The 11,244-nt window shown below is 70.1% G+C and carries 8 protein-coding genes; all 8 read right to left on the bottom strand.

Going from position 1 to position 11,244, the window contains the following annotated elements:
• Positions 1-51: 51 nt before the first annotated feature.
• Positions 52-828, bottom strand: coding sequence for a TIGR03936 family radical SAM-associated protein (locus tag ACWY4P_RS35525; RefSeq protein WP_456204644.1), 777 nt, complete (start codon positions 826-828; stop codon positions 52-54).
• 161 nt (positions 829-989) lie between these two features.
• A complete protein-coding gene (locus tag ACWY4P_RS35520) occupies positions 990-2,915 on the bottom strand; it encodes a TIGR03960 family B12-binding radical SAM protein (protein ID WP_456204643.1) in 1,926 nt (641 codons plus the stop codon).
• Positions 2,916-3,031: 116 nt separating this feature from the next.
• Positions 3,032-4,648 (bottom strand): CYTH and CHAD domain-containing protein, encoded by a 1,617-nt coding sequence (locus tag ACWY4P_RS35515; RefSeq protein ID WP_456204642.1) that lies wholly within the window; start codon positions 4,646-4,648, stop codon positions 3,032-3,034.
• A 62-nt stretch (positions 4,649-4,710) separates the two neighbouring features.
• The gene (gene rodA, locus ACWY4P_RS35510; RefSeq protein ID WP_456204641.1) at positions 4,711-5,913 is read right to left on the bottom strand and encodes a rod shape-determining protein RodA; all 1,203 of its coding nucleotides are present in this window, start codon (positions 5,911-5,913) and stop codon (positions 4,711-4,713) included.
• A complete protein-coding gene (mrdA, locus tag ACWY4P_RS35505; RefSeq protein ID WP_456204640.1) occupies positions 5,910-8,045 on the bottom strand; it encodes a penicillin-binding protein 2 in 2,136 nt (711 codons plus the stop codon). Before mrdA ends, rodA begins: the two co-directional genes overlap by 4 nt.
• Positions 8,046-8,258: 213 nt before the next feature.
• Positions 8,259-8,873, bottom strand: coding sequence for a rod shape-determining protein MreD (gene mreD / locus ACWY4P_RS35500; RefSeq protein WP_385611467.1), 615 nt, complete (start codon positions 8,871-8,873; stop codon positions 8,259-8,261).
• 6 nt (positions 8,874-8,879) lie between these two features.
• Positions 8,880-9,821, bottom strand: a complete 942-nt coding sequence (gene mreC / locus ACWY4P_RS35495) for a rod shape-determining protein MreC (RefSeq protein ID WP_456204639.1) — start codon at positions 9,819-9,821, stop codon at positions 8,880-8,882.
• Between the two features lie 162 nt (positions 9,822-9,983).
• Entirely contained in the window at positions 9,984-11,003 is a 1,020-nt protein-coding gene (locus ACWY4P_RS35490; RefSeq protein ID WP_319686182.1) for a rod shape-determining protein, read from the bottom strand.
• Positions 11,004-11,244 lie beyond the last annotated feature (241 nt).

Here is an 11,244-nt window from a genome sequence, read left to right as displayed (position 1 = left end):
TGCCGGACCCGGGTGGCTCCCTGGTCCATCGGCGGCGCGTCGACGGCGGTCCTACGCGGAACCTTCCGGCGCCATCGCGGCGGTCAGCCCGGCGGCCGTGGGTGGGGCGGCCAAGACTGCCTCGCGATCGGGCGCGAGCGGGTCGGTCACCGTGCCGGGCTCCTCATCGAGCAGCCCCTGCGCCAGCCTGGTCACCGCTGCGGGGACCGGCGGCGCCAGGTCGGCCGTAGCGCGGAGACCGGACAGGACGTCGTCGGGTCGTACAGCAGGTGTCAGATGCCGTACCACCAGCCGCAGTATCGCACAGGCTGGGTCCCCCGGCCTATCGACCGGGGCCGTGAGGGCCTCCAGCCGGGCCACCGCGCCACGCGCGTCGAAGGATCGCAACCCATTTTTCGTCCGGCGCTCGACCTCGACCGTTTCGGCCGCGAGGAAGGCGGCGACGGCGCGCTCGGCCTCCTCCGGGACGACTCCATCGAGCCGGATCTCCCAGACGGAGGCCTGTAGCCGCTCGGCCAGATTCGGCGTACGGGCCTCGACGGCGTCGATGACGTCGAGCCCGGCGGGCAGCGACTCGTCGAGGAGCTCACGCAGGCTTTCGGGGTCGCGCTCCTCGGTGAGCTGGATCTCCAGGTACTCGGCCTCACTGCCCGTGCCGGTGGGTGCGGCATTGGCGTACGACACCTTGGGATGCGGGGTGAACCCCGCCGAGTACGCCATGGGTACCTCGGCGCGGCGCAGCGCCCGCTCGAAGGCGCGCTGGAAGTCGCGGTGGCTGGTGAACCGGAGGCGGCCGCGCTTGGTGTAGCGCAAACGGATGCGCTGCACCGCGGGTGCGGGCGGCGGGCCTTCGGGCTGTCGCTTGCCCAGGGGTCCTTCTCCTTGCCTATGACGGCTGTCTGACGGCTGTCTGACGCCGGTGGCCGGGCCACTCACCCGAGCGGGTGCCGCGGCCCGTGCATCTACCAGCGTACTTGTCGGGCCGTGGGTTACTTGACGACCGACAGCGGCAGCAGCTTCCTGCCAGTCGGCCCGACCTGGATCTCGGTGCTCATCTGCGGGCACACACCGCAGTCGAAGCACGGGGTCCAGCGGCAGTCGTCGACCTCGGTCTCGTCGAGCGCGTCCTGCCAGTCCTCCCAGAGCCAGTCCTTGTCGAGACCGGAGTCCAGGTGGTCCCAGGGCAGGACCTCTTCGTAGGCGCGCTCGCGGGTGGTGTACCAGTCGACGTCCACGCCGAACCCGGGCAGCGTCCGCTCGGCGCCCGCCATCCAGCGGTCGTAGCTGAAGTGCTCGCGCCAGCCGTCGAAGCGGCCGCCGTCCTCGTAGACGGCGCGGATGACCGCGCCCACCCGGCGGTCGCCGCGGGAGAGCAGGCCTTCGACGATGCCCGGCTTGCCGTCGTGGTAACGGAAGCCGATGGAGCGGCCGTACTTCTTGTCGCCGCGGATCCTGTCGCGCAGCTTCTCCAGGCGCGCGTCCGTCTCCTCGGCGCTGAGCTGCGGCGCCCACTGGAAGGGGGTGTGCGGCTTGGGGACGAAGCCGCCGATCGAGACGGTGCAGCGGATGTCGTTCTGGCCGGAGACCTCGCGGCCCTTGGCGATCACCTTCGTCGCCATGTCGGCGATCTGCAGCACGTCCTCGTCGGTCTCGGTCGGCAGGCCGCACATGAAGTACAGCTTCACCTGCCGCCAGCCGTTGCCGTACGCGGTGGAGACGGTCCTGATCAGGTCCTCTTCCGAGACCATCTTGTTGATGACCTTGCGGATGCGCTCGCTGCCGCCCTCGGGGGCGAAGGTGAGGCCGGAGCGGCGGCCGTTGCGGGTGAGCTCGTTGGCGAGGTCGATGTTGAAGGCGTCCACCCGGGTCGACGGGAGCGACAGGCCGATCTTGTCTTTCTCGTAGCGGTCGGCGAGGCCCTTGGCGATGTCGCCGATCTCGGTGTGGTCCGCGGAGGACAGGGACAGCAGGCCGACCTCTTCGAAGCCGGTGGCCTTGAGGCCCTTGTCGACCATCTCGCCGATGCCGGTGATGGACCGCTCGCGCACCGGGCGGGTGATCATGCCCGCCTGGCAGAAGCGGCAGCCGCGCGTGCAGCCGCGGAAGATCTCGACGGACATCCGCTCATGGACCGTCTCGGCGAGCGGCACCAGCGGCTGCTTCGGATACGGCCACTCGTCCAGGTCCATCACGGTGTGCTTGGACACCCGCCACGGCACGCCGGAGCGGTTCGGCACGACGCGGGCGATCCGGCCGTCGGGCAGGTACTCCACGTCGTAGAACCCCGGCACGTAGACCCCGCCGGTGCGGGCGAGGCGGAAGAGCAGCTCGGCCCGGCCGCCGGGGCGGCCCTCGGCCTTCCAGGCCCTGATGATCTCGGTCATCTCCAGGACGGCCTGCTCGCCGTCGCCGATCACCGCGCAGTCGATGAAGTCCGCGATCGGCTCGGGGTTGAACGCGGCGTGGCCACCCGCGACCACGATGGGGTGGTCGTCGGTGCGGTCCTTGGCGTCGAGCGGGATCCCGGCCAGGTCGAGCGCGGTGAGCATGTTGGTGTAGCCGAGCTCGGTGGAGAAGGAGAGCCCGAAGACGTCGAAGGCCGCGACCGGGCGGTGTGAGTCGACGGTGAACTGCGGCACCTTGTGCTCGCGCATCAGCGCTTCCAGGTCCGGCCAGACGCTGTACGTGCGCTCCGCGAGCACGCCCTCGCGCTCGTTCAGCACCTCGTAAAGGATCATGACGCCCTGGTTGGGCAGACCGACCTCGTACGCGTCCGGGTACATGAGCGCCCAGCGGACGTCGCAGCTGTCCCACCTTTTGACGGTGGAGTTCAGCTCCCCGCCTACGTACTGGATCGGCTTCTGCACATGCGGGAGCAAAGCCTCGAGCTGCGGGAAGACCGACTCGACAGACATCCGGGAGACCTTCGTGAGCTGGCAAGGGTGACCCTCAACCCTAACCCGCCCGGAGGACACCTCTGACGCCGCTCATGCCGGCCCCTCTCCTGCCGTTCTCCCGCCGTCCGCGCGCATCACGGCCGCAGAGCCGCCCGGTGCTCCTCGCGCGAGACCTCGGCCCACAGCGCGGGCAGCTCCGCCTCCCGCCGGGCGGCCAGCGCCTCCTCGCGCCCGTACATGACGCCGAAGGTGAAGTCCCGCTCCCCGGCCGCGCGCGCCTGCTCGGCGAGCTCGCGCAGCGCCTCGCGCGCGACGCAGCTGTCCTGGTGGTCGCCGAGCAGATCCTGGAGCTCGGTCATGAGGCCCGCGAACGCCTTCGCGGGCTTGCCGAGCGCGGGGCGGGCGGCCTCGGCGGCGTAGCGGGCGCGCTTGGCCTTCTTGCGCGCCTCGTGCATGGCGACGTCCCGGTCGTGCCCGGAGGGAGTGGCGAGGGCGGTGGCGACGAGGGCGGCGAGCCGTTCGTAGTCGCGCAGCACGGCCGCGAGGATCACATCCCCGGCCGGCCGGGCGGCGGCGGGCCGCAGCGGCGGGTCGGCCGACAGCGCGTCGAGGGAGGCGAGCAGGGCGAGATAGCGCTCGCCGTCGAGCACGCCGATCAGGCGCTCGCGCGAGCCGCGGCGGCTCGCCTGCGACCAGGTGCTCAGCCGCTCGGCCACGGGGCCGGCGCGCAGCTCGTCCGGGAGCTCGCCGAGCCGCTCCTCGAGCCGGGCGGTGAGCACTTCCCGGTCGCGGTCGATGCCGAACTCACCGGCCAGCCACTTCAGCTCGTCGCCAATGGGCTCGGTGACGGCCCGGTCCAGAACCTTGCGGCAGGAGCGGAAGGCGCTGCGCAGTCGGCGGGTCGCGACGCGCGCGCGGTGCACGGAGTCAGGCACCTCCAGGCGTACGGCGGGGTCGAGCGAGACGATGGCGGCGAGCTGGCTACGGACGTAGTCGAGGACTATGCCGCCCGCCGTGGGCTCGGCGGCCTTCGCGGCCTTACCTGCCTTCTTACCTGCCTTCTTACCCATCTTGGTTTCCCGGTCCGCCTTCGCCTTCTTGTCCGTCCTGGCCGTCTTGGCCGGCTCGGCGCTCTTCGCGTCCCGCGCCACGCCGGTCTCGGCCAGCGCCCTGGCCAGCTTGGACGCGGCGGTCGACCGGCGCAGCCCCGCCCCCGTCAGAGACGACTCGAGCGCGTCGAGGAGCGCCGGGTCGCCGCCCTGGGCGAGCTCCAGCTCGACCTCCGTCCACCCCACCGGCTCGCCCGGCTCCGGGGTCAGGCGGCGCGCCGTGACCTGGTCGGCGGACAGCTCGGCGAGCAGGACACCGGCGGCGTCCACGAGGTGCCTGACGTTCCGTTCGGACACCAGGCGCACCAGGGGGACGAGTGCCTGGCCGCGGACGCGGGAGCGTACGAGGGCCGCGAGCTCGGCGGGCAGCGTGGCCGACAGCGGGGCGCGGATCTCGTCCCGGGCGTCCGGTCCGGCCGGCAGCTTGAGGTGCCATCCCGCGTCGCTGCCGCCCGTGCGGCGCCGCAGCGTGATGCCGTCCGCGGCGAGCCGCTGGTCGGCGGTGTCGTAATACGTGGCGTCCAGAATGGCCACGCCCTTGTCCACGACCTCCGCGACGCCGGCGACCCCGGCCAGGTCCGGGAGCCGGCCGTCGTCGGGAGCCTCGTACTTACGCTCGATCTCACGCACCGTGTCCGCCATGACGTGAATGTACTGCCCTGCGATGTTTGAGGGCAGCCCCCGGACGTCAGGCCGACCGGATGTCAGGCCGATACGGGACGCTGCACCCGGATCGACTGCAGCAGGCCCACCGCTATCCACACGGCGAACATGGACGACCCGCCGTACGAGACGAAGGGCAGCGGCAGACCGGCCACCGGCATGATGCCCAGCGTCATGCCGATGTTCTCGAACGCCTGGAAGGCGAACCAGGCGATGATCCCGGCGGCGACGACCGTGCCGTACAGCTCGGTGGTGTCCCGCGCGATGCGGCAGGCGCGCCACAGCACGATGCCGAGCAGCACGATGATCAGGCCCGCGCCCAGGAAACCCAGCTCCTCCCCCGCGACCGTGAAGACGAAGTCGGTCTGCTGCTCGGGCACGAACTGGCCGGTGGTCTGGGTGCCGTGGAACAGCCCCTTGCCGGTGAGGCCGCCCGAGCCGATCGCGATCCGCGCCTGGTTGGTGTTGTAGCCGACGCCCGCCGGGTCGAGGGCCGGGTTGGCGAAGGCGGCGAAGCGGTCGATCTGGTACTGGTCGAGCACGCCGAGCTGCCAGATGAGGACCGCGCCGATGACGGCCGCGCCGATCAGCCCCACGATCCAGCGGTTGGAGGCACCCGAGGAGAGCAGCACGGCGAGCACGATGACCGCCATCACCATCACCGAGCCGAGGTCCGGCATGAGCAGCACGATCGCGATGGGCAGCGTGGCGAGCCCGAGGGCCTGCACGACGGTGCGGTGGTCGGGGTTGATGCGGTCCCCCGCGTCCACGCGCGCGGCCAGCAGCATCGCCATCCCCAGGATGATGGTGATCTTGGCGAACTCGGAGGGCTGGAGGGAGAAGCCGCCACCGACCACGATCCAGGCGTGCGCGCCGTTGATGGTGGAGCCGAGCGGGGTGAGGACGGCGAGGACGAGGACCACGGACAGCGCGTACAGCACGGGCACGGCCCCGCGCAGCGTGCGGTGGCCGAGCCAGATCGTGCAGATCGCGAGGACCAGCCCGATGCCGGTGTTCATGGCGTGCCGGATCAGGAAGTAGTACGGGTCGCCCTGGTTGAGCTCGGTGCGGTTGCGGGTGGCGGAGTAGACGAGGACGCTGCCGATGGCGGACAGGGCGAGCGCGGCGAACAGCAGTATCCAGTCCAGGCGGCGCACGATCGAGTCGCGCGCCATGAGCTTGCCCCAGGTGCCGCGCTCGGGGGTGAAACGGCGGGCGGTGTAGGTGTGTGTCGAGGCACTCATTGCTGCAGGTCCCGCCTTCCGACGACCTTGATCGGCGGGCCCAGCGGCTGGGCCTCGACGGTGCCGTCGGAATCGATCTTGGGGAGGGTCGGCTGGGGCCTGGGCAGCAGCGCCTTCTTGTTGTCGATCTTCCCCTTGGCGTCCACCCCGTAGAGCGCGTTGTAGATGTTGCGCACGGCGGGGCCGGAGGCGCCGGAGCCGGTACCACCCTGGGAGATCGTCATGACGATCGCGTAGTCCTTGGTGTACGTCGCGAACCACGAGGTCGTCTGCTTGCCGTAGACCTCCGCCGTACCCGTCTTGGCGTGCATCGGGATCTTGTTCTGCGGCCAGCCGCCGAATCGCCAGGCGGCGGTGCCGCGGGTCGCGACTCCCGCGAGGGCACTGTCTATCTTGTTGCGCGTCTGCTGAGTCATCGGCAGCTTGCCGTGCGACGTGGGCTTGACCTCCCGGACCTTCTTGCCGTCGGCGCTGATGATCGCTTTGCCGATGGTCGGGTCGTACAGCGTGCCGCCGTTGCTGATCGCGGCGTAGATGGTGGCCATCTGGATCGGGGTGACGAGCGTGTCGCCCTGGCCGATGGAGTAGTTCACGGAGTCACCGGCGCGCATCTTCATGCCTTCGAGGCAGTTCTCGTAGGCGATCCGCTGACCGTAGTTCCCGCTCTTCTTGCCGTACTTGCACCAGGCGTTCTTGTTGGCCTTCCAGTAGTCCTTCTTCCACTGGCGGTCCGGGATCCGGCCGGTGACCTCGTTGGGGAGGTCGATGCCGGTCTCCTTGCCGAGGCCGAACTGGTGCGCGGTCTTGTAGAACCAGTCCGCCGGGTGCTTCTTGGGCTTGTTGCCGCCGTCCTTCTGCCACTGCTTGTACGAGAGGTCGTAGAAGACGGTGTCGCAGGAGACCTCCAGCGCCCGGCCGAGGCTGATCGGGCCGTAGCCCTTCGACTCGAAGTTCTTGAAGACCTGTGAGCCGATGTTGAACGAGCTGCTGCAGTTGTAGTTGCCGTCGAAGTCGTAGCCGGCGTTGACCGCGGCCGTGGTCGGGACCACCTTGAAGATCGAGCCGGGGGCCGCCTGGCCCTGGATCGCCCGGTTCAGCAGCGGGAAGTTGGAGTCCTTGCCGGTGAGCCTCTTGTAGTCCTTGCCGGAGATGCCGCCGACCCAGGCGTTGGGGTCGTACGTCGGATTGGAGGCCATCGCGACCACCCGGCCGGTCTTCGCCTCCATGACCACGACCGCGCCCGCGTCCGCCTCGTACTTGCGGCCCGTGTTCCGGTCCATCTCCTTGCGGGCGTCCTTCATCGCCTGGTCCAGCTCCTTCTCGGCGACGGCCTGCACACGGGCGTCGATGCTGGTGACGACGTTGGCGCCGGGCTGGGCCTTCTGGCTCTCGGCCTGGCCGATGACCCGGCCGAGGTTGTCGACCTCGTAGCGGGTCACCCCGGCCTTGCCGCGCAGCTGGTCGTCGTACTCGCGCTCCAGGCCGTTGCGGCCGATCTGGTCGGAGCGGAGCAGCGGCGACTGGCTGTGCTCGGCCTTCTTGATCTCCTCGTCGGTGACCGGGGAGAGATAGCCGAGCACCTGGGCGGCGTTGGAGTCGCCGGGCGCGGCGTAGCGGCGCACGGCGGTGGGCTCCGCGCTTATCCCGGGGAAGTCCTCTTCGCGCTCGCGGATCTGAAGGGCCTGCTTGGGGCTGGCCTCGTCGGTGATGGGGATGGGCTGGTAGGGCGAGCCGTTCCAGCAGGGCTGGGGCGTCTTGGCGTCGCACAGCCGGACCTTGTCCATGACGTCCTTGGGCTTCATGTCCAGGACGCCCGCGAGACGGGTGAGGACGGCCTTCCCGTCGTCCTTCATCTTCATCAGCTCGGTGCGGCTGGCGGAGACGACGAGACGGGTCTCGTTGTCGGCGAGCGGCACGCCGCGGGCGTCCAGTATCGAGCCGCGCACGGCGGGGTGGACGACCTGCTGGACGTGGTTGTTGGCGGCTTCGGCGGTGTATTCGTCGCCGTTGCGGATCTGTAGATACCAGAGGCGGCCGCCGAGGGTGAGCAGGAGTGAGAAGACGAGGATCTGGATGGCGACGAGCCGGATGGTGACGCGCGGCGTCCGCCCGGTCTCGGGGATATTACTCACAGCGGCAGCCCCCACTGGTTGTCAGGCCGGGGGTACGGCCCGCGGCGCAGCCGCTGTCGGTCGCAGTGTCCCCGGAAGAACGCAGCCTCACAGCGGCAGCCCCCACTGGTTGTCAGGCCGGGGGTACGGCCCGCGGCGCAGCCGCTGTCGGTCGCAGTGCCCCCGGAAGAACGCAGCCTCAACGCGGCCCCCACTGGTTGTCAGAACGCGACCTCACAGGCGTTTGACCCCCTTGAGGCGTCCCGTCCCCCGGTTGGCGGCCTTCATCAGGAGACCGCCGCGCTGGCTGCCGATGCGGGAGCCGCCGGAGCTGTCGGCCATCGGGTCGTTCTCGCTCTTTCTGGCCATCCCCATGATCAGCGGCACCGTGAAGGGCGCCAGCAGCAGGTCGTACAGCGCCGCGGTGAACAGCAGCTTGCTCAGGCCCGCGTGGCGGGCCGCGTCGTCGCCGACGAGCTGGCCGACGCCCGCGTACAGCAGCGTGCTGCCGATGGCCGCCGCGACGACCACGAGCATCGGCCCGGTGGCCGACCGGAGCTGGCCGGTCTCGGGCTTGGCCAGGCCCGCCAGATAGCCGATGACGCACAGCACCAGCGCGTAGCGACCGGCGGCGTGGTCGGCGGGCGGGGCGAGGTCGGCGAGCAGGCCCGCGCCGAAGCCGATGAGCGCGCCGCCGGTGTGGCCGTAGACGAGCGCGAGGCCGAGGACGACGAGCAGCAGCAGATCGGGGACCGCGCCGGGCAGCTGTAGCCGGGCAAGCACACAGACCTGGACGACGAGGGCGATGACCACGAGAAGGGTCGACAGCAGGACCCGGTTCAGACGCAGCATCGGTCAGCTCCTGTTGGCGGAGGCGCTCGGGGTCGAGGACGGTTTGACCGTGACGGTGACCGTGGGCGCCGGCTTGGGCTTGGCGGGCTTGGGCGGCAGCACGGTGTCCCGCGGGTTCTCGCGGGGCGGCTCGACGACGACGCCCACGATGTCGAGCTTGGTGAAGCCCACGTACGGGCGCACCAGCAGGGTGCGGGTCAGATCGCCGCCCGAGGGGTCGACGCGGACCACCTCGCCGACCGGAACGCCGGGCACGAAGGGCTTGTTGGCGCGGGAGCCGAAGGTGACGAGCCGGTCGCCCTTCTTGATCTTGGCCTTGCCGTTGAGGAGCTGGACGCGCAGCGAGCGGTCGCCCTGGCCGTTGGCGAAGCCCAGCTCGCCGGACTTCTCCATGCGCGTGCCGACGGTGAAGTCCGGGTCGATGGCCAGCACTACGGTGGCGGTCGACGGGCCGACGGTGGTGACCCGGCCGACCAGGCCGTCGCCGTTGATGACGGTCATGTCGCGGCGGATGCCGTCCTTGCGGCCCACGTCGACGGTGACGGTCCAGGAGAAGCCCTGGGCCGCTCCTATGGCGATGACCTGGGCGCCCTTGACACCGTACTGGCCGGCGCCCGCGGTCTTGCGCAGCTTGTCCAGCTCGACGACGCGGGCGCGGTTGCGGGCGTCGCTGCCGAGCCGCTGCTTGAGCTCGGCGTTCTCCCGCTCCAGGGCGCTGATCCGGTCGTGCCGCTCACCGGAGTCCCGTACGGCCGCCACGGCGTTGCCGATCGGGTCGACCGCGGAGGCGACCCCCTCCTCGACGGGGCCGAAGACGGACGCGGCGGCCTGCCGGGCGCCGTCGAGGGGCGAATCCTCGCCGCCGCGGATATCCACCGTGATCAGTGCGAACGCGATGGCGACCAGCAGCACCAGGAGCAGCCGGCTCTCTCGTGTGTCCCTCACGTGCGGCGACGTGCCTTCCTCGTCGGAGTCGGACCGGCTACGGCTTCGTCGGGCGTTTTCTCACGCGTTGCCGGTCATGGGGAGCCTTATGCCTGTATATCAGTGAACCGCCGCTCCGCCGTACGGGAAGACGGCCCCCCGTACGGCGGATTCACCGGATCGTCATCTGCGGGGCTGGGCGTCCAGCACCTGCTGGAGCGCCTCGAACTCCTCGACGCACTTGCCGGAGCCGAGCGCGACCGAGTCCAGCGGGTCCTCGGCGATATGGATCGGCATGCCGGTCTCACGGCGCAGCCGCTCGTCGAGGCCGCGCAGCAGGGCGCCGCCGCCGGTGAGCACGATGCCGCGGTCCATGACGTCGCCGGACAGCTCGGGCGGGCACTTGTCGAGGGTGGTCTTGACCGCGTCGACGATCGCGTTGACCGGCTCCTCCATGGCCTTGCGGACCTCGGCGGCGGAGATCACGACGGTCTTGGGGAGGCCGCTGACCAGGTCGCGGCCGCGGATCTCGGTGTGCTCCTCTTCCTTGCCCTCAAAGGCGGAGCCGATCGTGATCTTGATGTTCTCGGCGGTGCGCTCGCCGAGCAGAAGGCTGTACTCCTTCTTGATGTGCTGGATGATCGCGTTGTCCAGCTCGTCGCCCGCCACCCGGATGGACTGTGCCGTGACGATTCCGCCGAGCGAGATGACCGCGACCTCGGTGGTACCGCCGCCGATGTCCACAACCATGTTGCCGGTGGCCTCGTGGACCGGGAGGCCGGAGCCGATGGCGGCGGCCATGGGCTCCTCGATGATGTGCACCTGGCGGGCGCCCGCCTGGGTGGAGGCCTCGATGACGGCGCGGCGCTCGACGCCGGTGATGCCGGAGGGCACGCAGACCACGACGCGGGGACGGGCGAGGTAGCGGCGCTTGTGGATCTTCAGGATGAAGTACCGCAGCATCCGCTCGGTGATCTCGAAGTCGGCGATCACGCCGTCTTTGAGCGGGCGCACAGCCACGATGTTGCCAGGGGTGCGGCCGATCATCTTCTTCGCCTCGGCGCCCACCGCGAGAATTCCGCCGGTGTTGGTGTTGATGGCGACGACGGACGGCTCGTTGAGGACGATCCCGCGGCCCCTGACGTACACCAGCGTGTTGGCGGTCCCGAGGTCGACAGCCATGTCACGGCCGATGAACGACATGTTGTTCCCCATGAGGATACGTCAGGCCTTCCCACTTGAGCGTTTGCTTTTGAGGTCGGCAGGATGTGGTGCGCTGCGAGGCGCGGAAGCTCTCATCGTAGTCACGCCCGCTCGAACACGCTGCGGGGGTCCTCCGCCATTGTCAGCAGAACACGGGCCCGCCCCTGCTAATGGTGACGTCGTGTCGCGGGGATGCGTTCCCTCGATCGGCTCGCATATGCCAAAGGGCGGCCGAACAATA

The sequence above is a fragment of the Streptomyces sp. LZ34 genome, assembly GCF_053890475.1.
Note: the sequence above shows the minus strand (reverse complement) of the source record. Positions and strands in the feature narration are given on the sequence as shown.